This is a genomic window from Streptomyces sp. NPDC015242, assembly GCF_043079125.1.
GTDB lineage: Bacteria > Actinomycetota > Actinomycetes > Streptomycetales > Streptomycetaceae > Streptomyces.
Genome location: NZ_JBIBUF010000002.1, coordinates 516,972 through 542,046, shown reverse-complemented (window position 1 = coordinate 542,046; position 25,075 = coordinate 516,972). Strand labels below are relative to the sequence as shown.

At 72.6% G+C, this 25,075-nt stretch carries 24 protein-coding genes, 1 tRNA gene and 1 pseudogene; 18 read left to right on the top strand and 8 right to left on the bottom strand.

Annotated features, from left to right (window positions below):
* The first annotated feature begins 220 nt into the window (after positions 1-220).
* Positions 221-294: transfer RNA gene (locus ACF07N_RS07895), tRNA-Met, on the top strand.
* 131 nt (positions 295-425) lie between these two features.
* Here ACF07N_RS07895 and ACF07N_RS07890 read toward each other — a convergent pair.
* Entirely contained in the window at positions 426-842 is a 417-nt protein-coding gene (locus ACF07N_RS07890; RefSeq protein ID WP_309095379.1) for a Fur family transcriptional regulator, read from the bottom strand.
* 73 nt (positions 843-915) lie between these two features.
* On the opposite strand from ACF07N_RS07890, the gene ACF07N_RS07885 reads away from it, so the two are divergent.
* Positions 916-2,442, top strand: a complete 1,527-nt coding sequence (locus ACF07N_RS07885) for a catalase (protein WP_392109683.1) — start codon at positions 916-918, stop codon at positions 2,440-2,442.
* 82 nt (positions 2,443-2,524) lie between these two features.
* Here the strand turns inward: ACF07N_RS07885 and ACF07N_RS07880 are convergent, their stop codons facing one another.
* Together ACF07N_RS07880 and hisN are read right to left on the bottom strand one after the other, a co-directional pair.
* Positions 2,525-2,917, bottom strand: coding sequence for a cyclic nucleotide-binding/CBS domain-containing protein (locus tag ACF07N_RS07880; RefSeq protein WP_383323985.1), 393 nt, complete (start codon positions 2,915-2,917; stop codon positions 2,525-2,527).
* 110 nt (positions 2,918-3,027) lie between these two features.
* Positions 3,028-3,828, bottom strand: coding sequence for a histidinol-phosphatase (gene hisN / locus ACF07N_RS07875; RefSeq protein WP_392109680.1), 801 nt, complete (start codon positions 3,826-3,828; stop codon positions 3,028-3,030).
* Positions 3,829-4,032: 204 nt separating this feature from the next.
* On the opposite strand from hisN, the gene ACF07N_RS07870 reads away from it, so the two are divergent.
* On the top strand, positions 4,033-4,641 hold the full coding sequence (locus ACF07N_RS07870; protein ID WP_392109677.1) for a TetR/AcrR family transcriptional regulator: 609 nt from the start codon (positions 4,033-4,035) through the stop codon (positions 4,639-4,641).
* Between the two features lie 7 nt (positions 4,642-4,648).
* On the opposite strand, the gene ACF07N_RS07865 is transcribed toward ACF07N_RS07870, so the two are convergent.
* The 4 genes from ACF07N_RS07865 to ACF07N_RS07850 form a co-directional block, all read right to left on the bottom strand.
* Entirely contained in the window at positions 4,649-4,972 is a 324-nt protein-coding gene (locus tag ACF07N_RS07865; protein ID WP_383323976.1) for a DMT family transporter, read from the bottom strand.
* Between the two features lie 119 nt (positions 4,973-5,091).
* Positions 5,092-6,102 (bottom strand): ribosome small subunit-dependent GTPase A, encoded by a 1,011-nt coding sequence (gene rsgA, locus ACF07N_RS07860; RefSeq protein WP_094057141.1) that lies wholly within the window; start codon positions 6,100-6,102, stop codon positions 5,092-5,094.
* 17 nt (positions 6,103-6,119) lie between these two features.
* Positions 6,120-7,436 carry a 3-phosphoshikimate 1-carboxyvinyltransferase gene (gene aroA, locus ACF07N_RS07855; RefSeq protein WP_392109673.1) on the bottom strand — a complete coding sequence of 439 codons (1,317 nt, stop codon included), beginning with the start codon at positions 7,434-7,436 and terminating at the stop codon, positions 6,120-6,122.
* A 71-nt stretch (positions 7,437-7,507) separates the two neighbouring features.
* A complete protein-coding gene (locus tag ACF07N_RS07850; protein WP_383323970.1) occupies positions 7,508-8,230 on the bottom strand; it encodes a M50 family metallopeptidase in 723 nt (240 codons plus the stop codon).
* A 201-nt stretch (positions 8,231-8,431) separates the two neighbouring features.
* Between ACF07N_RS07850 and ACF07N_RS07845 the strand changes: the two genes are divergently transcribed.
* The 15 genes and pseudogenes from ACF07N_RS07845 to ACF07N_RS07775 all read left to right on the top strand — a co-directional run bounded on the left by ACF07N_RS07845 (position 8,432) and on the right by ACF07N_RS07775 (position 24,038).
* Positions 8,432-9,016, top strand: a complete 585-nt coding sequence (locus ACF07N_RS07845) for a sigma-70 family RNA polymerase sigma factor (RefSeq protein WP_383588073.1) — start codon at positions 8,432-8,434, stop codon at positions 9,014-9,016.
* Between the two features lie 23 nt (positions 9,017-9,039).
* Positions 9,040-9,768, top strand: a complete 729-nt coding sequence (locus tag ACF07N_RS07840) for an anti-sigma factor domain-containing protein (protein WP_392111072.1) — start codon at positions 9,040-9,042, stop codon at positions 9,766-9,768.
* 216 nt (positions 9,769-9,984) lie between these two features.
* On the top strand, positions 9,985-11,586 hold the full coding sequence (locus ACF07N_RS07835) for a molybdopterin-dependent oxidoreductase (RefSeq protein ID WP_392109669.1): 1,602 nt from the start codon (positions 9,985-9,987) through the stop codon (positions 11,584-11,586).
* A 77-nt stretch (positions 11,587-11,663) separates the two neighbouring features.
* Positions 11,664-12,323 (top strand): fasciclin domain-containing protein, encoded by a 660-nt coding sequence (locus ACF07N_RS07830; protein ID WP_383337443.1) that lies wholly within the window; start codon positions 11,664-11,666, stop codon positions 12,321-12,323.
* Between the two features lie 156 nt (positions 12,324-12,479).
* Positions 12,480-13,400 carry a YihY/virulence factor BrkB family protein gene (locus tag ACF07N_RS07825; RefSeq protein WP_392109665.1) on the top strand — a complete coding sequence of 307 codons (921 nt, stop codon included), beginning with the start codon at positions 12,480-12,482 and terminating at the stop codon, positions 13,398-13,400.
* 216 nt (positions 13,401-13,616) lie between these two features.
* Positions 13,617-14,432: an SOS response-associated peptidase gene (locus ACF07N_RS07820; RefSeq protein ID WP_383323957.1), complete on the top strand. Its 816-nt coding sequence runs from the start codon at positions 13,617-13,619 to the stop codon at positions 14,430-14,432.
* Positions 14,433-14,487: 55 nt separating this feature from the next.
* On the top strand, positions 14,488-15,117 hold the full coding sequence (locus ACF07N_RS07815) for an alpha/beta family hydrolase (protein ID WP_392109661.1): 630 nt from the start codon (positions 14,488-14,490) through the stop codon (positions 15,115-15,117).
* Between the two features lie 256 nt (positions 15,118-15,373).
* Complete coding sequence (sigR, locus tag ACF07N_RS07810) at positions 15,374-16,060, top strand: RNA polymerase sigma factor SigR (protein WP_383323955.1); 687 nt, start codon at positions 15,374-15,376, stop codon at positions 16,058-16,060.
* Positions 16,057-16,359, top strand: a complete 303-nt coding sequence (gene rsrA / locus ACF07N_RS07805; protein ID WP_383323952.1) for a mycothiol system anti-sigma-R factor — start codon at positions 16,057-16,059, stop codon at positions 16,357-16,359. Before sigR ends, rsrA begins: the two co-directional genes overlap by 4 nt.
* A gap of 120 nt (positions 16,360-16,479) precedes the next feature.
* Positions 16,480-17,757 (top strand): annotated as a pseudogene (locus ACF07N_RS07800) (HD-GYP domain-containing protein); the annotation flags it as partial.
* A 422-nt stretch (positions 17,758-18,179) separates the two neighbouring features.
* A complete protein-coding gene (locus ACF07N_RS07795) occupies positions 18,180-19,427 on the top strand; it encodes an HD-GYP domain-containing protein (RefSeq protein ID WP_392109658.1) in 1,248 nt (415 codons plus the stop codon).
* Positions 19,428-19,544: 117 nt separating this feature from the next.
* Positions 19,545-20,525 carry a hypothetical protein gene (locus tag ACF07N_RS07790; RefSeq protein ID WP_010047594.1) on the top strand — a complete coding sequence of 327 codons (981 nt, stop codon included), beginning with the start codon at positions 19,545-19,547 and terminating at the stop codon, positions 20,523-20,525.
* Between the two features lie 114 nt (positions 20,526-20,639).
* On the top strand, positions 20,640-21,290 hold the full coding sequence (def, locus tag ACF07N_RS07785) for a peptide deformylase (RefSeq protein WP_392109655.1): 651 nt from the start codon (positions 20,640-20,642) through the stop codon (positions 21,288-21,290).
* A 295-nt stretch (positions 21,291-21,585) separates the two neighbouring features.
* Positions 21,586-22,671, top strand: a complete 1,086-nt coding sequence (gene cyc1 / locus ACF07N_RS07780) for an epi-isozizaene synthase (protein WP_392109652.1) — start codon at positions 21,586-21,588, stop codon at positions 22,669-22,671.
* Positions 22,668-24,038 carry a cytochrome P450 gene (locus ACF07N_RS07775; RefSeq protein ID WP_392109649.1) on the top strand — a complete coding sequence of 457 codons (1,371 nt, stop codon included), beginning with the start codon at positions 22,668-22,670 and terminating at the stop codon, positions 24,036-24,038. Before cyc1 ends, ACF07N_RS07775 begins: the two co-directional genes overlap by 4 nt.
* A gap of 12 nt (positions 24,039-24,050) precedes the next feature.
* Here ACF07N_RS07775 and ACF07N_RS07770 read toward each other — a convergent pair whose 3' ends face one another.
* Positions 24,051-25,013, bottom strand: coding sequence for a GlxA family transcriptional regulator (locus tag ACF07N_RS07770; protein ID WP_392109646.1), 963 nt, complete (start codon positions 25,011-25,013; stop codon positions 24,051-24,053).
* Positions 25,014-25,075: the final 62 nt, after the last annotated feature.

The following is a 25,075-nucleotide window of genomic DNA, read 5'->3' as shown; positions in this document are numbered from 1 at the left end:
CCGCGTCGGCCGGTCACAGTGAGGCCGGTCCCAGGGCGGTCAGTGGGCCCTGCCGTCCCGGGTGACCAAGCCGGGCCGGCCGCTTTGCGGCGGCCGGTGCTGGCGCCTTCCTCCCGGACTCCGGCCCGGGCCGGAGGGGTGGGGCGAGGGTTCGGCGGGAGGTCTGGTGTTAAGCGATTTGCATCCTTCCTCGCCATTGACGTAACGTTGCATTCATCGACGCGGGGTGGAGCAGCTCGGTAGCTCGCTGGGCTCATAACCCAGAGGTCGCAGGTTCAAATCCTGTCCCCGCTACTGAAGGCCGAGGGCCGGAATCCGAAAGGGTTCCGGCCCTCGGTGTTTCCCCGGTCCGTGCCCGGTCCGTGTGCGCAGCGAAAAGCCCCGGCGCCCATGAGGGCCGGGGCTTTCGCGTGGCGCTTGGCAGGCTACGCGGCCGCGCAGTTCGGGCAGACGCCGCGGTACGTCACCTCGACGTCCGAGACCGTGAAGCCGAAGCGCTCGGAGTCGGGGAGGTCCGCCAGGGGGTTGCCGACCGGGTGGACGTCGCGGATCGCGCCGCACTGGGCGCAGACCAGGTGATGGTGCGGCCGGTGGGCGTTCGGGTCGTACCGCTTGGCGCGCTGGTCGGTCGAGACCTCCAGCACCTCACCCAGGGTGACGAGCTCGCCGAGCGTGTTGTAGACGGTCGCCCGGGAGATCTCGGGCAGCTTGGCGACGGCCCGGGCGTGGACCTCGTCGGCCGTCAGATGGACGTGTTCGCCGTCGAGGACCTCGGCCACGACGCGCCGCTGCGCGGTCATCCGCCATCCGCGTCCGCGCAGGCGTTCCAGAAGGTCACTCATGGCCACCAGCCTAACAGCTAAGGGGACCAGGTCCCGAACAGGTGTGAGATTAGAGTCTCACTTGCTTTAGACAATGTCTATTGTAGGATCGAGAACGGCTTTGGCCAAGGGACAGGTTTGGCCAGGAACGGTGCAGGAGGCGCACGTGACGACGCAGGGACCGCTTACGACGGAGGCCGGGGCTCCGGTCGCCGACAATCAGAACAGCGAGACCGCGGGCGTCGGTGGCCCGGTGCTCGTCCAGGACCAGCTCCTGCTGGAGAAGCTGGCCCACTTCAACCGGGAGCGGATCCCGGAGCGCGTGGTGCACGCCCGCGGTGCCGGCGCCTACGGCACCTTCACCGTGACCGCCGATGTCACCCCCTACACGCGCGCCGCGTTCCTCTCCGGGATCGGCAAGCAGACCGAGGTCTTCCTGCGCTTCTCGACCGTGGCCGGCAACCTGGGCGCGGCGGACGCGGTGCGCGACCCGCGCGGCTTCGCGCTGAAGTTCTACACCGAGGAGGGCAACTACGACCTCGTCGGCAACAACACCCCGGTGTTCTTCATCAAGGACGCCATCAAGTTCCCCGACTTCATCCACACCCAGAAGCGCGACCCCTACACCGGCTCGACCGAGGCGGACAACGTCTGGGACTTCTGGAGCCTGTCGCCCGAGTCCACGCACCAGGTGACCTGGCTCTTCGGCGACCGGGGCATCCCGGCCTCCTACCGTCACATGGACGGCTTCGGCTCCCACACCTTCCAGTGGAGCAACGCGGCCGGTGAGGCCTTCTGGGTGAAGTACCACTTCAAGACGGACCAGGGCATCAAGAACCTCACCAGCGCGGAGGCCGCCCGGCTCGCCGGTGAGGACCCCGACTCCCACCAGCGCGACCTGCGCGAGGCCATCGAGCGGGGCGAGTACCCGAGCTGGACCGTCGGCGTGCAGATCATGCCGGTGGCCGAGGCGGCGACGTACCGGTTCAACCCGTTCGACCTGACCAAGGTGTGGCCGCACGCGGACTATCCGCTCGTCGAGATCGGCAAGCTGGAGCTCAACCGCAACCCGGAGAACATCTTCGCCGAGGTCGAGCAGTCGATCTTCAGCCCCGCCCACTTCGTGCCGGGCATCGGCCCGTCCCCGGACAAGATGCTCCAGGGCCGCCTCTTCGCCTACGGCGACGCCCATCGCTACCGCGTCGGCATCAACGCCGACCACCTGCCGGTGAACCGCCCGCACGCCACCGTGGCGCGCACCCACTCCCGTGACGGCCACCTCTACGACGGCCGCCACGGGGGCGCGAAGAACTACGAGCCGAACAGCTTCGGCGGCCCGTTCCAGACGGACCGTCCGCTGTGGTCGGCCGTCGCCGTGGGCGGCACCACCGGCAACCACGAGGCGCCCGTGCACGCCGAGGACGACGACTTCGTCCAGGCGGGCAACCTGTACCGGCTGATGTCGGAGGACGAGAAGGAGCGCCTGATCGCGAACCTGGCGGGCTTCATCGCCAAGGTCTCGCGCGACGACATCGTCGAGCGGGCGATCGACAACTTCCGTCGGGCCGACGGAGACTACGGCAAGCGGCTGGAGGTCGCGGTCCAGGCCCTGCGCGGCTGAACTCCAGCACTGGACCGCTTGCGGTGGCGGACGGGCCGGGTTCCCCTCGGGGAGCCCGGCCCGTCCGTGTCCCTACGTGCCGTCAGGCGGGCACCTGCTGACGTGCCGGTGCCCAGCAGCGGATGATGTCGCGGACCGAGACGACGCCGGCGGGCTCGTCGCGGTCCAGCACGATGAGATGACGGAAACCGCCGTGCGCCATCGCGCCGGCCGCCTCCTCCAGGGTCCAGGTCGGAGTCGCGAACACGACGTCGTTGGTCGTGTGGGCATGGGTGCGTTCGGTGTCCGGGTCCTGGCCACGGCCCACGGAGTTGAGGATGTCGCGTTCGGTGAGGATGCCGATGCCACCGGCGTCCGGGTCGAGCACGATGGCCGCGCCGACCTTGCGGGCGGACATCAACGCGGCGGCCTGGCGCAGGGTGTGAGCCGGGCCGATGGTGAGGACGACGGTGCTCATGGCGTCACGGACGAGCATGGATGGAGCCACCTCCTGGGAATGCCCCCGCCTTTGTTCCGCTTTTCACAAGTGCACAAGTGGGGGGACTGTCAGAGTGGCAGGCAAAGGGAGGGTCAACAAGGGGGCGGTCAGTAACGCTGGTTGAGGTATCCGAGCAACTCGTCGTGCAGCAGGCCGTTCGACGCGGCCGCGTTGCCGCTGTGCGGGCCCGGGCGGGCGTCCAGGCCGGTGAAGGTGCCGCCCGCCTCGGTGACGATGATCGCGTTGGCCGCCATGTCCCACAGCGACAGCTCGGGCTCGGCGCACATGTCGATCGAGCCCTCCGCGACCATCATGTACGGCCAGAAGTCGCCGTACGCGCGTGTGCGCCACACCGCGCGGGTCAGGTCCAGGAAGCCGTCCAGGCGGCCCTGTTCCTCCCAGCCGCTGAGCGAGGAGTACGCGAAGGAGGCGTCGGAGAGCGCCGAGACGCGTGAGACGTGCAGCCGGGAGGCCTTCGTGAGGGAGCGGCCGCTGAAGGCGCCGTGGCCCTTCGCCGCCCACCAGCGGCGGCCCAGGGCGGGTGCGGAGACGACGCCGACGACCGGCTGGAAGCCGCCCTCGCCCGCCTCCATGAGGGAGATCAGGGTGGCCCAGACGGGGACGCCGCGGACGTAGTTCTTGGTGCCGTCGATCGGGTCGATCACCCAGCGGCGGGGGCCGGTGCCCTCGACGCCGTACTCCTCGCCGAGGATCGCGTCGCGCGGCCGGGCGCGCTGGAGCTGGCCGCGGATGAGCTCTTCCGCGGCCTTGTCCGCCTCGCTCACCGGTGTCATGTCCGGTTTGGTCTCCACCTTGAGGTCGAGGGCCTTGAACCGGTCCGTCGTCGCGGCGTCCGCGGCGTCCGCGAGGACGTGAGCGAGACGCAGGTCGTCGAGGTAGTCGGGCATGTGACGAACCTATCTGCCGAGGTGGGGGTGGGGCCACCGGGGGTTCGAGAGGGCGGGGCCGCCGGCGCGTGACGCGTGGCCGGGGCCGCCGGCACCCCGCGCGACACGGCCGAAACGCGCCCCCCGAGCGCGCTCGCGAACCCTTGACAGTGGTCCCACGCGCGTCAAATCTGGGCCCAGAGCCGCTCGCCCCAAGGGGAGGCGATGATGCCTGCAGCGCGGGAGTCCCTGCTGGACGCCGCTTTCGCGGCGCTGGCGCGCCGGCCGTGGTCCGCCGTGCGGATGGTGGACGTGGCGGCGGCGGCCGGAGTGTCCCGGCAGACGCTGTACAACGAGTTCGGCAGCAAGGACGGCCTCGCGCGGGCGCTCGTGCGCAGGGAGGCGGACGGCTACCTCGCCGGGGTCGAGCGCGCGCTGGCGACGCACAGCGACCCGCGCGAACGGCTCACCGCCACCGCCGAGTGGGTCACCACCTCGGCCCGCGACAACGCCCTCGTCCGCGCCATGCTCACCGGCTGCTGGAGCGAACGCCTGCCGTCACCGGCCCTGACGGGGGTGCCGTCCACCTCCGCCGTCCCCGCCCAGCGCCGCGCCGACGGCCCGCTGCCCTCACCCGGGGACTTCGTCGCCCTCGTCCGCGACCGCGCCGTGACCGCCCTGGCCGGACCGGGCACCTCCCCGTCCGACGCGGCCGAGCTGGCCCGCTCCTGCGAACTCGCCGTCCGGCTGGCCCTGTCCTGCGTGGCCGCGCCCCCCGGCGAGGGCGGTGTCGCCGGCCTGGTCCGCGGCGCCCTGCACCGGCAGGGCGGCTGACGCGGCGTCAGTGCGCCGAGCCCGACAACTGCAGCCCGATCACGCCGATGATGACGAGACTGATCGACACGATCTTCAGCGTCGACACCAGGTCACCCAGGAACACCATGCCGTAGATGGCCGTCCCCGCCGCCCCGATGCCGGTCCACACGGCGTAGGCGGGGCCCACGTCGAGCTTCTTCAGCGACAGGGTGAGCAGACCGAAACTGCCGAGGGCGAAGACGCAGAACGCGATCGTCGGCCAGAGCCGGGTGAAGCCGTGCGACAGCTTCAGGCAGACGGCGAAACCGGTCTCGAGCAACCCGGCCACGATGACCAGCAGCCACGCCATGTGTCGTCCTCCCGTAGCCCACGTTCAGTGACCGCTTCGTCTCGTTTTGCCGAGGCTTGCATCCGGCTTGGTGCGATTATGCACTTACCGTCCGCACGGCAGGACAAACAACGCGGAGGTCAGTCGCCTTCCGTGCGCTCCCGCGTGGCCAGCAGCCGGCGCAGCGAGTACAGCCGCGCCGGGTCCGCGTGCCCCTCGGCCACCCAGGCGTCCAGCGCGCAGTCCGGCTCGTCGTGACTGCACGCGCGCGGGCAGCCCTCGGTGCCCGGCTCCAGGTCGGGGAAGGCGTGGATGACCCGGGACGGGTCGACGTGGTTCAGCCCGAACGACCGCACGCCCGGAGTGTCGATGACCCAGCCGTCGCCGCCGGCCAGCGGCAGCGCCAGGGCCGAGGTGGTGGTGTGCCGGCCGCGGCCCGTCACCGCGTTCACGTGCCCGGTCGAACGCCGCCGCTCCTCCGGTACCAGCGCGTTGACCAGCGTCGTCTTGCCGACCCCGGAGTGCCCGACGAACGCGGTGATCCGGCCGTCGAGCTGCTCGCGCACCCGGGCGACGGCGGCGCCGCTCTCCAGTTCCGCGCGGCTCGTGACGACGTACGGGATGTCGAGGTCGCCGTACAGCTCCAGCAGCTTCTCGGGCGGGGCGAGGTCCGACTTGGTCAGCACCAGCAGCGGTTCCAGACCGCCGTCGTAGGCCGCGACCAGGCAGCGGTCGATCAGGCGGGGGCGGGGCTCCGGGTCGGCCAGGGCCGTGACGACGGCCAGCTGATCGGCGTTGGCCACGACCACGCGCTCGTACGGATCGTCGTCGTCCGCCGTGCGGCGCAGCACGGACGTGCGCTCCTCGATGCGCACGATCCTCGCCAGGGTGTCCTTCTTCCCGGACATGTCGCCCACGAGGGCGACGCGGTCGCCGACGACCGCGGCCTTGCGGCCCAGCTCGCGGGCCTTCATCGCCATGACCACCCGGTCCTCGACGAGGCAGGTCAGGCGGCCCCGGTCCACGGTGAGGACGAGGCCCTCGGCGGCGTCCTCGTGCTTGGGCCTGATGTTCGTCCGGGGCCGGGTGTTCCGGCGGCCCGGACGGGTGCGGATGTCGTCCTCGTCGGTGTGCTTGCCGTAGCGGCGCATGACCTGGTCCCCGCGTCCTACGCCCCGAGCATCCCGGTCCACAGGTCGGGGAAGTCGGGCAGGGTCTTGGCCGTCGTCGCCACGTTCTCGATCTGCACGCCCTCCACCGCCAGGCCGATGACCGCGCCGGCCGTGGCCATGCGGTGGTCGTCGTAGGTGTGGAAGATGCCGCCGTGCAGCCGGCGCGGGCGGATGTGCAGGCCGTCGGCCGTCTCCGTGACGTCACCGCCGAGCTCGTTGATCTCCTTGGTCAGGGCCGCCAGCCGGTCGGTCTCGTGCAGGCGCAGATGGGCCACGCCGCGCAGGGTCGACGGGGAGTCGGCGAGGGCCGCGACGGCCGCGATGCCCGGCGTCAGCTCGCCGACCTCGCTCAGGTCGACATCGATGCCGTGGATCGAGCCGGAGCCGGTGAACACCAGCCCGTACTCGGTCAGTTCGCAGGAGCCGCCCATCTCGGTGAAGATCTCGCGGAGCTTGTCACCGGGCTGGGTGGTGCGGGCCGGCCAGTCCGGGACGGTGACCTTGCCGCCGGTGACCAGGGCCGCCGCCAGGAACGGCTGGGCGTTGGAGAGGTCCGGCTCGATCACCAGGTCCCGGCCGAGCAGGGCGCCCGGCGTGACCCGCCAGACGTTCGGCTCGCCGCCCGACTCGGGGGTGTCCACCTGGGCGCCGACCGCGCGCAGCATGTCCACGGTCATGCGGATGTGCGGCAGGGAGGGCAGCGTGGCACCGGTGTGGCGGACCTCGACGCCCTGGTTGAAGCGCGGGCCGGACAGCAGCAGGGCGCTGACGAACTGCGAGGAGTTGGACGCGTCGATCGAGACCGGTCCGCCGTCCAGGGCACCGCCGCCGTGCACGGTCAGCGGCAGGGCGCCGCGGCCGTCGTCGTCGATCCGGGCGCCCAGCTGGCGCAGCGCGTCGATCACACCGTTCAGGGGGCGCTCGTAGGAGCGGGGGTCGCCGTCGAAGCGGACGGGGCCGTCGGCGAGCGCGGCGACGGGCGGCAGGAACCGCATCACCGTGCCGGCGTTGCCGACGTCGACCGTGGCCGGGCCGCGCAGCCCCGTGGGCAGCACCCGCCACGCCTCGCCGGTGCCGTCGGGACCCACGCCCTCCTCGATCTCGATGCCCATCGCACGCAGCGCGCCGGCCATCAGCAGCGTGTCGCGGGAGCGCAGCGGGCGGCGCAGCCAGCCCGGCTCGGAGGCGAGGGCGGCGAGGACGAGGGCGCGGTTCGTGACCGACTTGGACCCGGGCACGTGGACCGTCGCGTCGACGGCTCCGCTCGCGTGCGGGGCGGGCCAGAGGGCGGTGTCTGCGGTGTTCGGGGCCATGCCTTTACTTTATAAGCAGGCCGTGGCCCGAGGGTGGCTGCGTCGGGCCCCGTCGCGCCCGGGCGGGCCGGTCACAGGCCGAGCAGCCAGCGCCCTCCGCCGACCAGCGAGCACAGCGACACGGCGTGGAACAGGAAGAACCACAGCGCCGCCGGTACGTGCGTCAGCCGGGACAACTGGTCCGCGTCCGAGTCGCCCGCCCCGCCCCGGGCCCGCTTCGCCTGGAGCTCGAAGGCCGGCCGCACCCCGCCCACCAGCAGGAACCACACCACCACGTACGCGAACGCCGCCTGCACCTGTGGGCCGGCCAGCCAGGACACCAGTACGAACAGGCCGCCGGTGATGACCATGGTGAGGGCGCCGTAGGCGTTGCGGATCATCACGAGCATGGCGAGCAGCAGGGCCGTGGCCAGCCACAGCAGCAGCGTGATGCGGCCCGCGCCCAGCAGGGCCGCGCCGCCGAGGCCCAGCAGGGGAGGGGCGGTGTAGCCGGCGGCGGCCGTGAGGATCATGCCGATGCCGTGCGGCTTGCCGCGGCTGACGGTCAGGCCGCTGGTGTCCGAGTGCAGCCGTATGCCCGTGAGGGTGCGGCCGGTGAGCAGCGCCACCAGCCCGTGGCCGCCCTCGTGCGCGATGGTGATGGCGTTGCGGGAGATGCGCCACAGACCGTGCGGGAGCACCACGGCGAGCGCGACGCCCAGGGCCGCGACCACCACCCACAGGTCGGGGTCGGGCTGCGTACCGGAGACCTCGTCCCAGAGGGAGGCGAGCGAGGCGGTTGCGGTGCTGTCCATGTGCGGCGTCGGCTCCCTGCGGTCGGACGGGATCTGGCAGTGTGGCACGTACGTGCGGACGGTATCCGAGAAGCCTGAGAGCCCGGGCAGCCGTGCGCGACGCCGGGCGGGCACCCGCGGTCGTCGGTGCCGCCGGGACCAATCCGCCGCCTCACCGGGACCGGATTACGTGCGGAGATGTCCGAGCAGCGGAGGCCCCCTGTGAAAGAAGCCGTGTACATCGGCAGAAGTCCCTCGTCCCGACCGGACCTGCAGGAGCTGGTGGGCCGTGTCGCCCTGGGCGACGAGGACGCGTTCGCCTCCGTCTACGACGCCGTGGCCGGATCCGTCCTCGGGGTCGTACGGGCCGTGCTGCGCGACCGGGCGCAGTCGGAGGAGGTCGCGCAGGAGGTGCTGGTCGAGGTGTGGCGGACCGCGCCCCGCTACCGGCCCGAGCGCGGGAGCGCCCTCAACTGGATCCTCACCCTCGCCCACCGCCGCGCCGTCGACCGGGTCCGCTCGGTCGAGGCCGCCGCCGTCCGCGACCACAAGGCCGCGCTGCTGGAGCGCACGCCCGAGTTCGACGAGGTGACCGAACAGGTCGAGGCACGGCTGGAGCGGGAGCAGGTGCGGCGCTGCCTGCGCACGCTCACCGAGGTGCAGCGGCAGGCCATCACGCTCGCCTACTACCGCGGCCTGACCTACCGCCAGGTGGCCGAGGCGCTCGCCCTGCCGCTGGGCACCGCCAAGACCCGCCTGCGCGACGGCCTCATCCGCCTGCGCGACTGCCTGGGGGTGACCGCGTGACCACGTCCGCCGAGCTGCACCGGATGACCGGTGCCTACGCCCTGCACGCCCTGGCCGACGGGCAACGCGCCGCGTTCGAGCGGCACCTCGAAGGCTGCGAGCCGTGTGCGCAGGAGACCGCCGAACTGTCCGCCACCGCCGCCCGGCTGGGGCTCGCCGCCACCGTGACGCCACCCCCGGCCATGCGCGCGCGGGTGCTGCACCGCGTCTCCGCGGTCCGCCAGGAGCCGCCGGGCGCGCCGGCGGCCGTGCGCACGGGACGGGCCGCGCTGCGGGCCCGGCTGCTGTCCCGGTGGGCGCTGGCCGCCTGCGTCGCGGTGGCCACCGCGCTCGGCGGCACGGCGGTCTGGCAGCACCAGCGGGCCGAGGACGCGGTGCGCGAGGCCCGGCAGGCGCGCCAGGGGACCGACCGGATCGCCGCGGTCCTGGCCGCGCCGGACGCCAGGACCCGGACGGCCGCGCTCGGCGACGGCGCGGTCGGCACGGTCGTCGTCTCGCGCAGCATGGACCGGGCCGTGTTCGCCGTCTCCGGGATGGCGCCTCCCGGTGCCGGGAAGGTGTACCAGCTCTGGTTCGACGACCGCGGCACCATGCGGCCGGCCGGGCTGATGGACCCCGGGCGCACCGCCCAGACCGTCCTGATGAGCGGCCCCGTCGACGGGGCCTCGGGCCTGGGAGTCACCGTGGAACCGGCGGGTGGCTCCCGGCAGCCGACGTCCGCGCCGGTGGCCGTGCTGGGGCTGCCCGCCTGACCGGGGCGCATACGCGAGCGGCGACCGAAGGCGGGTCCGGCCGAACCGGGCCCGCCTTCGTCATGGCGGTTCGGCGCGCCGCCTGATCCGGCACCTCCCCATTCCGTGCATTCCTTTTCATCCGGAGCCGATCGGCGTGCGGATGGGTCCGGAAAAAAGATTCATCCGATCGGGGAAACGGCCAATCCGCCCCGCCCGCCGGACCGGATTCCCCACGTGATCGACGACGACAGGAAACTCCGCAGGCCCCTCGGTGGGCTCCGCCCGGCGGCGGGCGCGCTCGCCGGGGCCGTGTCCGGCTTCGCCGCCCTCGCCGTCGCCGAGCTGGTGTCGGCGGCGGTCCGCCCGGAGGCGGGGCCTGTCGTCGCGGTCGGCGGCGCGGTGATCGACCGCACCCCGGCGGAGGTGAAGGACTGGGCGATCCGGAATTTCGGCACGGACGACAAACTGGTTCTGCAGACCGGAATTCTCGGCGTGCTCGCGCTGGTCGCGATATCCCTGGGAATGGCCGCGCTGCGCTTCAGGCGGGCCGGGGCGGCGGGGGTGCTGGTCTTCGGCGCGATCGGCGCGCTCGCGGCGACGACCCGGCCCGACTCCCGCGGTCTGTCCGACGCCCTGCCCGCCCTCGTGGGCGCGGGCGCCGGCGCGGTCCTCCTCCATGCCCTGGCGCGCCGGCCGGCCCGGCGCGAGCAGGCCGGTGCCGGTGTCTCGTCCCCTTCCGCCGCGGACTGGGACCGGCGTGGTTTCGTGGTCGCGGCCGGCGGCGCCGCCGTGGCCTCCGCCGGTGCCGGGGCCCTGGGCCGGTTCCTGAACGGCTCGCGCGGCGGGGACGCGGTGGCGTCCCGCTCCCGGGTGGTCCTGCCCGCGCCCGCGTCGCCCGCCGCGGCCGTCCCGCGGGGCGCCGCCCTGCGGATCGACGGCGTCAGCCCCTTCGTCACGCCGAACCGCTCCTTCTACCGGGTGGACACCGCCCTGGTCGTGCCCAAGGTGGACGCCACGACCTGGCGGCTGCGCATCCACGGTGACGGCGTCCGGCGTCCGCGCACGCTCTCCTTCGACGACCTGCTGCGCCGCGAGCTCGTCGCACGCGACATCACGCTCACCTGCGTCTCCAACGAGGTCGGCGGACCCTACGTGGGCAACGCCCGCTGGATCGGCGTCCGCCTGGCCGACCTGCTGGCCGAGTGCGGGGTCGTGCCGCCCTCGCGCGGCGGGCCGGCCGACCAGCTCGTGGCCCGCTCGGTGGACGGCATGACCCTCGGCAGCCCCGTCGAGGACGTCATGGACGGCCGGGACGCGCTCCTGGCCGTCGGGATGAACGGAGAGCCGCTGCCCTTCGCGCACGGCTTCCCCGTCCGCATGGTGGTGCCCGGGCTCTACGGATACGTCTCCGCCTGCAAGTGGATCGAGGACATCGAACTGACGACGTTCGCGTCCTACGACCCCTACTGGGTCCGGCGCGGCTGGGCCCGGCGGGCCCCCGTCAAGACCCAGTCGCGCATCGACACCCCCAAGCCCTTCGCCAGGCTCCCCGCCGGTCCCGTGACGGTCGCCGGCGTCGCCTGGGCGCAGCGGCGGGGCATCGACCGGGTCGAGGTCCGTGTCGACGACGGCCCCTGGCAACAGGCCCGCCTCGCCGCCGAGGACAGCCGCGACACCTGGCGCCAGTGGTCCTTCCCCTGGCAGGCCACCGAGGGCGGACACACCCTCACCGTGCGCGCCACCGACCGCACCGGGCGGACGCAGACCGCACGCCGGGCCGGCACCGTCCCCGACGGGGCCACCGGCCGGCACTCGGTCGTGGTCACCGTCGAGTGACCCACGCGCCACCCCTCCCCTTTCCCCCTTTCCCCCCGCGCGCAGCACCCCGCTGCGGCCCTACACAGGAGAATCACATGAACACCCGTATCCGCCGTGCCGCCGTCACCCTGGCCGCCGCGGCCGTCCTGCCCCTGTCCCTGAGCGCCTGCTCCGACGGCGGCGGCGACTCGGCCGAGGCCGGTTCCTCCTCCAAGGCGTCGGCCCCGGCCACCGCCTCCGGCGACGGCATGGCCGGCTCGGACACCACCACCGGCACGGACGCGCCCTTCGGCCCGGCCTGCTCGGCGGTGCCCGACAGCGGCGCCGGCTCCTTCGACGGCATGGCCCAGGACCCCGTCGCCACCGCCGCGTCCCACAACCCGGCCCTGTCCACCCTGGTGACGGCCGTGAAGAAGGCCGGGCTGGTCGACACCCTCAACAACGCCGAGAACATCACCGTGTTCGCCCCCACCAACGACGCCTTCGCCAAGATTCCCAAGGCCACCCTGGACAAGGTCCTGAACGACAAGGCGCAGCTCACGAAGATCCTCACCTACCACGTCGTGGGCCGGAAGCTCGCGCCGAAGGACCTGGAGAACGGCTCCTTCGAGACCCTGGAGAAGACGAAGCTCACCACCGCCGGGTCCGGCGAGTCCTACACCGTCAACGACTCGGCCAAGGTGGTCTGCGGCAACGTCAAGACCGCCAACGCCCACGTGTACATCATCGACTCGGTCCTGATGCCCGCCTCCTGACGGATCGTCAGCCGGGGGCGCCGGGGCCGTCGCGGTCCCGGCCCCCGGCCGCGTTCCACCGGGCTCTTTCCGGGCAACCGCGTCACAACGGCGGCCGGAGCGGACCCGGACGGGCCCGGCCGCCTCGCCGACGAGCCGGGACGGAAGGACAGCGACATGGCCACGCGGACCCCGGCCCGTGACGCCCCCGGCGGGTACGCGGAGGGCGGCGGGCGGCCGCCCGCCCTCTGGTGGCCGGCGCTGCGGCGCACCCCGGTGTCGCTGTGGGACGACGACATCACCGACTACGCGGCGGCCCTGACGTACTACGCGATCCTGGCGGTGCTGCCCGCGATGCTGGCCACGGTCCTGGCGTTCGGCCTGATCAGCCCGGACACGGCGAAGGAGTTCGTCAGCCACGTCACCGCCTACGCGCCCGCCGAGTCCGCCGGGGACCTGCACGCCGCCCTGTCCCGGATGCTCGGCGCGGACGGCGGGGCCTGGCCGCTGCTGACGGCCGGCACCGTCAGCGCGCTGTGGTCGGCCTCCAGCTACCTCGCGGTCTTCCGCCGGGCCCTGCATCACATGCACCGCATCGAGGACCGGCGTTCGCCCTGGCGCAAGGCCCACCGGATCGTCCTCACCGCGCTCGTCCTGCTCGCGCTGCTCCTGACCGGCTCCCTCGCCCTGCTGCTGACCGGGCCGCTGGCCGAGAGCGTGGGCCGGGCGCTCGGCCTGGGCAGTACGGCGGCCTGGAGTTGGAGCGTGCTGCGCTGGCCCCTGCTGCTGTGCCTGGTGGCGCTGCTCGTCGTGGTCGTGTTCCACACCGGCCCGGCCCCCGCCCGCCGCCGCCGGCTCTCTCTGCCCGGCGGTGTCCTCGCCGCCGTCCTGTGGCTGCTCGTCTCGACGGGCTTCGCGCTGTACACCTCGACCCTGAGCGCGTACAGCAGGCTCTACGGCTCGCTCGCGGGCGTCGTCGTGTTCCTCATCTGGCTGTGGCTGTCCAACCTCGCGCTGCTCACCGGCGCGCAGTTCGCCGCGGAGCTCGCGAAGGACCGGGCCGCCGGGAGCGGGAGCGGAACGGATCCCACCGGCTGATGGTGAAGGCGGGCGCGCGGCCGGTCGTGCCCGTCTGCGATTCTTGGACGTGTCCCGGTGGCCGGGACACCAGAGCAGCGAGGAGACGCCGTCCGGGCACGCCGCTCCGCAGCGCCGGGCCGGCAGGACGGCCGAGGCGACGGGCCAGGCGTCCCGGTACCGTGCCGGCCGAAGCGGCACGGTCTTGCGTCCTCGCAGGTCGGAGGGGTGTCGGAGATGTGCGGACGGTATGCGGCGAGTCGCCGGCCGGAGGACCTCGCGGGGATCTTCGAGATCGAGAAGTGGGAGCCCGAGGAGACCCTCGCGCCGGACTACAACGTGGCGCCCACCAAAGAGGTCCACGCCGTCCTCGACCGCCCGCTGAAGGACGCGGACGACCCGCGCCCGGTCCGGCAGCTGCGCACCCTGAAGTGGGGACTCGTCCCATCCTGGTCGAAGACGCCCGAGGGCGGCGCCCGGATGATCAACGCGCGCGCGGAGACCGTCCACGAGAAGCCGTCCTACCGCCGCGCCTTCACCTCCCGGCGCTGCATCCTGCCCGCCGACGGCTATTACGAGTGGGTCACCGGCACCCAGGAGCGCGAGCTGGAGGTCGAGGGGAAGAAGAAGCGGCCCCGCAAGCAGCCCTACTTCGTGACCCCCGCGGACGGGTCGGTCTTCGCGATGGCCGGGCTGTACGAGTTCTGGCGGGACAAGACGCTGCCGGACGACCACCCCCAGGCCTGGTGGGTGACCTGCTCCGTCATCACCACCGAGGCCGAGACGAGCCCGCTCGCCGTGGCCCCGGCCGAGGGCCCCGGGGCCCTGGCCGACATCCACCCCCGGATGCCGCTGATGCTGACCCCGGACCGCTGGGACGCCTGGCTCGACCCGGCCCGCACCGACGTGGACGGGCTGCGCGAGCTGCTCGCCCCGCCGCCCGGCGGGCTGATGCGTGCCTACCCCGTCTCCACGGCCGTCAGCAACGTGCGCAACAACGGGCCGGAGCTGCTGAAGGAACTGGAGGGGCCCGAAGAGGGCACACTCTTCTGACGTGACCCACGGGAAGAATGTGAAGAAGGCGCCTGGAGGTTCCCAGGTGGACGACGTGACCACGGAGACCGTCGACACCGACGCCGGGACCGCCCGCATCACCTGGCACCGGGCGGCGGAGCCCCGGCTGGTGCTCGCCCTCGGCCACGGCGCCGGCGGGGGCATCGAGGCCCGGGACCTGACCGCCCTGGCCGCCGTCCTGCCCGCCCACGGCGTGACCGTGGCCCGGGTGGAGCAGCCCTGGCGGGTGGCCGGGAAGAAGCTCGCGCCCGCGCCGAAGACGCTCGACACCGGCTGGCGCGGCCTCTGGCCCGCGCTGGCCGCGCACGGGGTGCCGGTGATCTCCGGCGGCCGCAGCGCAGGCGCCCGGGTCGCCTGCCGTACCGCCCGCGAGCTCGGCGCCCACGCGGTCCTCGCCCTCGCCTTCCCGCTCCACCCGCCCGGCAAGCCGGAGACGTCACGGGCCGGGGAACTGCTCGGCTCCGGCGTGCCCACCCTGGTCGTCCAGGGCGGCAACGACACCTTCGGCAGGCCGGCGGAGTTCCCCGACGGCCCGTACGACCTCGTGGAGATTCCGTACGGGGATCACGGCTTCGCCGTGCCCAAGCGCGCGGAGATCTCGCAGGACGAGGCCGTGGCGGTCCTCACCGACGCGGTCGCCGGGTGGGCCGGGTCACTGGGGTGAAGCCCCGGGAATGCCGGGGCGGCGGTCGCTGTTGTGCGGGACGTACGCGCTGGGGACCAGCGCCGACGCCGTAGGAGAGGAAGTCCGCCGCATGGGTTCGACCTTCTGCCCGAGCCGCAGCAGCCGTGCCGACCTGGAGTGGACGGTGCTGCACGCGGCCAAGACCGCCCCGATTCGGGCGGCGGGCGGACCGGATCGTCGTCTATCCTCCGATTCGGGTGAGACCGGCCTCGGTCTCACGAGAACACTGGAGGAGGTGGGTCCGGTCACTGGGACCGACGCAGGGACCGAACACGGCCAGGCGGAGCAGCCCGAGGGCCAGGGCGGCACGGGTGCGGAGACGACCGCGGAGCGCAGCGCGCGCTTCGAGCGGGACGCGCTCGAGTTCCTCGACCAGATGTACTCGGCCGCGCTGCGCATGACGCGCAACCCGGCCGACGCCGAGGACCTGGTGCAGGAGACCTACGCCAAGGCGTACGCGTCCTTCCACCAGTTCCGTGAGGGCACCAACCTCAAGGCGTGGCTGTACCGGATCCTCACCAACACCTTCATCAACTCCTACCGCAAGAAGCAGCGCGAACCGCAGCGTTCGGCGGCCGAGGAGATCGAGGACTGGCAGCTCGCCCGCGCCGAGTCGCACATGTCGACCGGCTTGCGCTCCGCGGAGTCGCAGGCGCTCGACCACCTGCCCGACTCGGACGTGAAGGAGGCCCTCCAGGCGATCCCCGAGGAGTTCCGAATCGCCGTCTACCTGGCGGACGTCGAGGGCTTTGCCTACAAGGAGATCGCCGACATCATGGGGACACCCATCGGAACGGTGATGTCCCGCCTGCACCGCGGCCGCCGTCAGCTGCGCGGCATGCTGGAGGACTACGCCCGTGAGCGGGGGATGGTTCCGGCCGGCGCCGGAGAGTCGAACGAAGCGAAAGGCTCGGGGTCATGAGCTGCGGAGAGCCGCACGAGACGGATTGCAGCGAAATCCTCGATCATCTCTACGAGTTCCTCGACCGTGAGATGCCGGACTCGGACTGCGTGAAGTTCGAGCACCACTTCGAGGAGTGCTCGCCGTGCCTGGAGAAGTACGGCCTGGAGCAGGCCGTGAAGAAGCTCGTCAAGCGCTGCTGCGGGCATGACGACGTGCCGGGCGACCTGCGCGACAAGGTCATGGGGCGGATCGAGCTGATCCGCTCCGGGCAGACCGTCCCCGAGCAGGACGTCACGGCCACGCCGCAGGAGTCCTGAACCCGGTCCCGGGACTCGAACGCATCACTCGAACGTGCTAATCCGCGGGTTATCGGCCCGCGGAGCCCCCTCCAGCCGTCCTAGGCTCCGGGCCTGACGGACCTGGCCGGGGAGGGGCTCATGGAAGCGGTACCGGCACGGACACGTGGATACGTCGCCTGTGTCGTCGTCGCCGCGGTCCTCTGCCTCCTGCCGCTGCCGGGGGTGCGCGTGCCCTGGTGGGCGGTCGCGCTGCTCGCCGCCCTGTACGCCGGCTGCGAGCGTGCCGCACGGTCCCGCTTCGCCGGGATCTCCCACCCGGCCGGCACCTTCTACCCCGTGCTGCTCGCCGCCGCCTTCCTGCTGCCCGCGCCGGCCGCCGCCCTGGTGGCCGTGCCGGGCGCGCTGCTCTCCCACGTCGCGCAGCGGCCCGTCGCCCTGCGACGGCTGTGGCGGGCCGCCCAGCTGGTCCTCGGAGTGTGGGCGGCGGCCCGGGTGCACTGGCTGCTCGGCGGCCGGGACGCGGTCGTCGCGGGCGACGTCCCCTACGCGCTCGGTCCCGCCGCGGCGGCCGTGCTGACGTTCTGCCTGGTGCTGGCGGCCCTGGACGGCGGCATCCTGGCCGTGGCCGAACGGGTGCCCGTCCGGCGGGCCTGGCGAGGACTGGTGGCGCGCTCCCTCGCGCCGATCGCCGTGCACGGGCTGGCCGGGCTGATGATGGCCGTACTGTGGCGCAGCCCCTACGGACCCGTGGCCGCGCTGCTCGTGCTGCTGCCGATGTGCGTCTCGTGGTGGGCGTTCGCCCAGTACCACCGGGAGCGGGCGGCCCACCAGGCGACCATCCGGGCGCTGGTGCAGGCCGTCGACATCAAGGACGGGTACACGCGCGGGCACAGCGAGCGCGTCGGGCAGGCCTCCATGATGATCGCGCGCGAGCTGGGCATGGACGACGAGCGCGTCGAGGTGCTCCGCTTCGCCGGGATCCTGCACGACGTGGGCAAGCTCGGCGTGCCCACCCGGCTGCTCCGCAAGAACGGGCCACTCACGCCCGAGGAGCGTCGGGTGATCGAGCTGCACCCCGAGTACGGGCACGAGATGGTCCGCGGCATCGGCTTCCTCGGCGAGGCCCGGGCCGCCGTGCTGCACCACCACGAGCGGCTGGACGGCAGCGGGTACCCGTACGGGCTGGCGGGCCGTCAGATCCCCGAGTCGGCGCGGGTGGTGGCGGTCGCCGACGCCTTCGACGCCATGACCTCCACCCGCTGCTACAGCAGGGCCCGGCCCGTGCCGGTGGCCCTGGCGGAGCTGGAGCGGTGCGCGGGCAGCCAGTTCGACCCCGTGATGGTCACGGCCCTGGTCGAGGCCGTCGCACGGGCGGGCTGGCGGCCGGCGGTGACCGCGGACGACACGGCGGGCCCGGTCGGCGGGGACGCCGGGGGCGGCGGAGACCGCCTGGCCGGCGAGGGCGACCGGACCGGCGAGGGCGACCGGAACGGCGAGGGCGACCGGGCCGCCCGGAGCGAACACGGCGGGCGGATCGAGCAGGCCGCCCGGAGCGAGCAGGGTGGGCGGATCGAGCAGGCCGCCCGGAGCCAGCAGGGCCAGCAGGGCGAGCAGGGCCAGCAGGGCGGGCAGGGCAAGCAGGGCAAGCAGGGAGAACAGGGCCCGGATGTCCGGGGCGGGCAGGGTGGAGAGGGCGGTCCCGGCCCTCAGGGCGAGGCGCCGGAGCGGAGCGGACCCGGCGGGCGGACGGACGAGGGCGGCGGCACCGGCCAGGGGGACGGGGCGTCCCGCGTGCCCCCGCCGGGCACCCCCGTCACCGGGCGGCCGGGGGCCCGCCGATGAACGGCCACCGGCCGCCCCCGCTCCTCACCCTCGTCCACGCCTGTGCCGCCGTCCTCGCCGCGGGCTGTCTCGCCGTCACCCTCTACGGCGGGCTGGAGGAGCGCCGGGTCGCACTCGCCTTCGGCGTGCTCGTCACCGTCGGCGAGCTCACCCGGCGCGACGACGCCCAGGTCAGGGAGCCGGCACCGCTCGGAGCCGCCGCGGCCCTGTCGTACGCGCTGCTCGGGGAGGCCGGTGGGCGGGCCACGCACCACGGTCCCGCCCAGGTCGTGGCCGTCGTGCTGGCCGCCTCGCTGCTCGGCAGCGTCCCGCACGTGGCCCGCGGGCAGGGCCCCACGCTCGACCACCTGGCACGCCGGGTGCTCACCGTCGGCTTCGTCGCCGTCTGCTTCCAGCCGCCCTACAGCCGGGGCATGTTCGACGACTGGGTCGGACCGGCCTACGCGCTGCTGCTGCTCGCGCTGCTCTCCCTGACCGCGCTGTGCGACGCGGTGCTCGCCGCCGCGCTGGCGCACTCGCGCACCGGCTGGCCGTTCGGGCCGGTGCTGCGGGACGAGCTGCGGACCGTGCGCGGCATCGGGTCCGCCGTCATCGCGACCGGGGCGGTGATGGCGCTCGCGGTCGCCGTCGTGGGCCTGTGGGCACTGCCCGTCTTCTCCGTGCCGCTGCTGCTCGCCCAGATGTCGTTCCGCCGCTACGCCGCCGTCCGGGCGACCTACCGGCAGACCATCGCCTCCCTCGCGCGGGCCACCGAGGTCGCCGGGTACACCCCCGGCGGTCACGCCCGCCGGGTCGCCGCGCTCAGCCTCGCCGTCGGGCGTGACCTGGGCCTCACCGAGCCGGAGCTGGCCGTGCTGGAGTACGCGGCCCTCATGCACGACATCGGCCAGCTGAGCCTCGTCGACCCGGTGCCGGCGGGTGCCACGGCCGCCCTGCCCGCCGCGGAACAGCGCCGGATCGCGCTCCTCGGCGGGGCCGTCGTCCGGCAGACGGGCGTCGACGAGGCCGTCGCCGTCGTCGTGGAACGCCAGGCCGACCCGTACCCGGAGCAGCCGCTCGCGGCCCGGATCGTCCGGGCTGTGAACGCGTACGAGGAGAAGTCCCGGGAAGGAGGCCCGGGCGGGCCGCTGACGGCGCTGGAGGAACTCCGGCTCGCCACCGCCGGGCAGTACGCCCCGGAGGTGGTGGAATCACTGGCCCGGGTACTGGCAAGGAGCAGTCTGACGCTGCCCGTGGCTGGGTAACCCATGGGTAATGAGCGCCCCCGAGGCCGTACGTGGTTGGATGCGAAGGAGAAGGTGTCCGGGGGCTCGAAACACAGCTACGGCCAGCCCACCGCACGGAACTGGCAGGCGGGAATCGTGAGGATCTTCGGCAAGGGACGGCACCGGCCCTCCGCCTCCTGGCGGCAGGCCACGGACCGGGCATTCACCCTCATCGGCGACGGCCGGTACGAGGACGCGGGCGCACTGCTGACACGTGCCGCCGATCTGGAGCCCTGGCTGTCCGAGTCCTGGTTCAACCTCGCCCTGCTGCACAAGTTCCGGCACGACTGGGAGCAGGCACGGGCCGCCGGTCTGCGGGCCGTGGCCCTGCTCGACCGGGACACGGGCGCGCCGGACTGGTGGAACGTCGGCATCGCCGCCACCGCCCTCCAGGACTGGCCGCTGGCCCGCCGCGCCTGGCAGGCGTACGGGCTGCGGGTGCCGGGAGCCGCGAACGACTCGGGCGAGCCGGTCGGCATGGACCTGGGCAGCGCGGCCGTACGGCTGTCCCCGGAGGGCGAGGCCGAGGTCGTGTGGGGGCGGCGGCTGGATCCCGCGCGGATCGAGGTGCTGTCCATCCCACTGCCGTCGTCCGGGCGGCGCTGGGGCGAGGTCGTCCTGCACGACGGCGTGCCGCACGGGGAGCGGACCACGGCCGCCGGGCACACCTACCCGGTCTTCGACGAGATCGAGCTGTGGGCCCCGTCGCCGGTGCCGACATGGGTGGTGCTGCTGGAGGCGGCGACCGAGTCGGACCGCGACGCGCTGGAGCAGCTGGCCGCGGACGCCGGGTTCGCCGCGGAGGACTGGTCCTCCTCGGTGCGGCTGCTGTGCCGGATGTGCTCGGAGTCGCGGATGCCGTCGGACGAGGGCGACGGGGAGCACCTCGACCCGCACGACCACAGCGAGCCGGGACATCCCGGGCCGCTGGGGCACCGCACGGACGGGCAGCTGTGGGTGCCGGAGCGGGAGTGCGGGCTGGCCGCGCCGGCTTCGCTGGTCCGGGGGTTGCTGGACGGGTGGGTGGCGGACAGTCCGGACTCCCGTGACTGGCGGGATCTGGAAGAGGTCTGCTAGCGCTGTCGTCAGGGGCGGCGCCGTCGAGGCCGTTCGCGCAGTTCCCCGCCCCCCTGATGCCCGTACCCTGTATCAGCATCCCGTGGATTTGTTCAGGAAGGCGTACGTAACGTCATGGCTCAGCAGGACACCGATCAGCAGCACGCGGGCGTGCTTCCCGTCGATGACGAGGGGTACGTGATCGACACGGAGGACTGCGAGGGGCGCGAGGCGGCCTGGCGGGAGCGGGGGACCTCGCGGCCGATCACGGTGGTCGGGAACCCGGTGCTGCACAAGGAGTGCAAGGACGTCACCGACTTCGGCGAGGAGCTGCAGCAGCTCGTCGCGGACATGTTCGCCAGCCAGCGCACCGCCGAGGGCGTGGGCCTGGCCGCCAACCAGATCGGCGTCGACGCGAAGGTCTTCGTCTACGACTGCCCCGACGACGAGGGCGTCCGGCACACCGGTGTCGTCTGCAACCCCAAGCTGGTCGAACTGCCCGCCGACAAGCGCCGGCTCGACGACAGCAACGAGGGCTGCCTGTCCGTGCCGACCGCTTATGCGCCGCTCGCCCGGCCCGACTACGCCGAGGTGACCGGGCAGGACGAGCAGGGCAACCCGATCAAGGTGCGCGGCACCGGATACTTTGCGCGGTGTTTGCAGCACGAGACCGACCACCTGTACGGCTACCTGTACATCGACCGGCTCTCCAAGCGCGAGCGCAAGGACGCGCTGCGCCAGATGGCCGAGAACGAGCCGCGCTACCCCGTGGTCGCCAACGACTGACACCTCATACGCACCAGGCGAACGGCGCCTGTCCTGGTTCCCCACCACGGACAGGCGCCGTTCGTCTGTGTCGTTCGCCTGTCCGTCGCACGTTCGATCGCTTCCGCTCTCCTGGCGATCCGGTGGCCGTCACACAACGGGAGGATCCCGGCACTGTGGGGTAGTGAATGAAGCAAATACGTTCCCAGAACGGTCAGTTGTAGTGCTGAATGGGATGAGCGGGGTATGCAACGGCGCACGCCCGGCACGAAGGGAGGGGCGCCCGCGCCAACTGGCGGCTGAGAGGGGTTAGTTCGTGCATGCTTTGTCACACGGCACCACATCGACACCGACCACCATCGCAGTTCCACCGTCGCTCTCTCTCCCTGTGATCGAGGCGGCGTTTCCCCGGCGACTCCACCCGTATTGGCCGCAGTGCCAGGAGAAGACGCGGGCCTGGCTGCTCGAAAAGCGGCTCATGCCGGCGGAGAAGGTGGCGGAATATGCCGACGGCCTGTGCTACACGGACCTCATGGCCGGGTACTACATCGGCGCCCCCGACGAGGTGATGCAGGCCATCGCGGACTACAGCGCCTGGTTCTTCGTCTGGGACGACCGTCACGACCGCGACATCGTGCACGGCCGCCCGCTCGCCTGGCGGAGTCTGCGGGACCGGCTGCACGCCGCGCTCGACTCCCCCCGGGAGCACCTGCACCACGAGGACCCACTGGTCGCCGGGTTCGCCGACAGTGTGCTGCGGCTGTACGGGTTCCTGCCGCAGACGTGGAACCTCCGGTTCGCCCGGCACTTCCACGCCGTCATCGAGGCCTACGACCGGGAGTTCCACAACCGCACGCACGGCATCGTGCCGACGGTCGAGGAATACCTCCGGTTGCGCCGGCTCACGTTCGCGCACTGGATATGGACGGACCTGCTGGAGCCGACCGCGGGGTGCGAACTCCCCGACGGCGTGAGAAAACACCCTGCCTATCGGCGGGCGGCGCTGCTGAGCCAGGAATTCGCCGCCTGGTACAACGACCTCTGCTCGCTCCCGAAGGAAATCGCGGGCGACGAGGTGCACAATCTCGGCATCAGCCTCATCACCCATGAAGGGCTGACCCTGGAGGAGGCGGTCGCGGAAGTCCGGCGCCGCGTCGAGGAATGCATCACCGAATTCCTCGACGTCGAGCAGGAGGCCTTGCGGTTCGCCGACGACCTGGCCGACGGGACGGTGCGCGGAAAGGAATTGAGCGCCGCCGTGCGGATCTGCCTCGGTGACATGCGGAACTGGTTCAGTTCCGTCTACTGGTTCCATCACGAGTCCGGCCGGTACATGGTCGACAGCTGGGACGACCGGTCCACGCCCCCGTACGTCAACAACGAAGCGGCAGGTGAGAAATGACCGTCGAGTCTGTGAAGCCGGACGTCCCTCCGGCTGTGGAACTGCGCGAGCCGCCGCGGGCCGGGGGCGGGGTCCCCCTCCTCGGGCACGGCTGGAAGCTGGTGCGCGACCCGCTCGCGTTCATGTCCCGGCTGCGCGACCACGGCGACGTGGTCCGCCTCAAGCTCGGCCCGAAGACGGTCTACGCCGTCACCACGCCGGCCCTGACGGGCGCGCTGGCGCTGAGCAACGACTTCATCATCGCCGGGCCGCTGTGGGAGTCCCTGGAGGGCCTGCTCGGCAAGGAGGGCGTGGCCACGGCGAACGGCCCGCGCCACCGCCGTCAGCGGCGCACCATCCAGCCCGCCTTCCGGCTCGACGCCATCCCCGCCTACGGGCCGATCATGGAGGAGGAGGCACACGCCCTCACCGAGCGCTGGAAGCCCGGCGAGACCGTCGACTGCACCTCCGAGTCCTTCCGGGTGGCCGTGCGGATCGCGGCCCGCTGCCTGCTGCGCGGCGACTACATGGACGAGCGGGCGGAGCGGCTGTGCGTCGCCCTGGCCACCGTCTTCCGCGGGATGTACCGGCGGATGGTCGTCCCGCTCGGACCGCTCTACGACCTCCCGCTGCCGGCCAACCGGGAATTCAACCGGGCCTTGGCCGATTTGCATCTCCTGGTCGACGAGATCGTCGCCGAGCGCCGCGCAAGCGGTCAAAAGCCGGACGATTTGCTGACGGCATTGCTGGAGGCGAAGGACGAGAATGGCGATCCCATCGGGGAACAGGAGATCCACGATCAGGTCGTGGCGATCCTCACCCCGGGCAGCGAAACCGTGGCCTCCACGATCATGTGGCTGTTGCATATGCTCGCGGAACACCCTGAACACGCCGACCGGGTGCGCGACGAAGTGCAAGCCGTCACCGGTGGCAGGCCGGTGGCATTCGGCGACGTCCGTGAGCTCAGGCACACGAACAATGTCGTGGTCGAGTCCATGCGTTTGAGTCCGGCGGTGTGGATTCTGACGCGTAGAGCGGTACGGGACACCGAACTCGGCGGTTACCGCATTCCGGCGGGGGCGGACATCGTATACAGCCCGTACGCCATCCAGCGCGACGCGAAGTCCTACGAGCGGAACCTGGAGTTCGACCCGGACCGCTGGCTGCCGGAGCGGGTCAAGGCGATCCCGAAGCACGCCATGAGCCCGTTCAGCACCGGCAACCGCAAGTGCCCGAGCGACCACTTCTCGATGGCCCAGCTGACGCTGATCACGGCGGCGCTGGCCACGAAGTACCGCTTCGAGCAGGTGCCCGGATCGAACGACAGCACGCGGGTCGGGATCACACTGCGCCCGCACGACCTGCGGGTGCGGCCGGTGGCGAGGTGAGAACCGCCGGCCTCAGGCCGCCGCGGGGCCCCTGAACGTGCGCCGGTAGGCGTACGGCGTGGTCCCCACCGCCCGGACGAAGTGGTGGCGCAGCGCGGCCGCGTTGCCGAACCCCGTCCGGCCGGCGATCGCGTCCATCGTCTCGTCCGTCGCCTCCAGCAGCCGCTGGGCCAGCAGCACCCGCTGGCCCAGCACCCAGCGATAGGGAGTCGTCCCCGTCTCCTGCTGGAAGCGGCGGGCGAAGGTGCGCGGGGACATGTGGGCGCGGACGGCGAGCTGCTCGACGGTCACCTCCTCGTCGAGGTGGCGCTCCATCCACGCCAGCACCTCGCCGATCGTGTCGGTCTCCGACCGCGGCAGCGGCCGCTCGATGTACTGGGCCTGGCCGCCGTCGCGGTGCGGCGGCACCACCATCCGCCGGGCGATCTTGTTGGCGACCTCCGGACCCTGCTCCTTGCGGACCAGGTGGAGGCAGGCGTCGATGCCGGCGGCCGTGCCCGCGGAGGTGATCACCGGATCCTCGTCGACGTAGAGCACGTCCGGTTCGACGGCCACCCGGGGATAGCGGGAGGTGAGCTCCCGCGCGTGCTTCCAGTGCACCGCGCAGCGCCGGTCGTCCAGCAGTCCGGCCGCGGCCAGGACGAAGACGCCGGAGCAGACGCTGAGCACCCGGGCGCCGCGGTCGACGCCGCGGCGCAGGGCGTCCAGCAGCTGAGGCGGGAAGGTGCGGGTGGAGTAGCCGTCCCCGGCCGGGACGGCGATGAGGTCGGCCGTCTCCAGCCGCTCCAGGCCGTGCTCGACCTGGAGCGACAGGCCCGAGGCCATACGCAGGGCGGGGCCCTCGGCCGAGGCCACGGCGAAGTCGTAGACCGGCAGGCCGTCGTCACTGCGGTCGGTGCCGAAGACCTCGCACACCACGCCGAGTTCGAAAGGGGTCACACCGTCGAGCAGGGCGACGGCCACGTTCTGCAGCATCTCCCCAGTGTGCCCCGCCGGTGGCAGTAATTCGAGGGTCTGCGGCAGTACTGCCACTGACG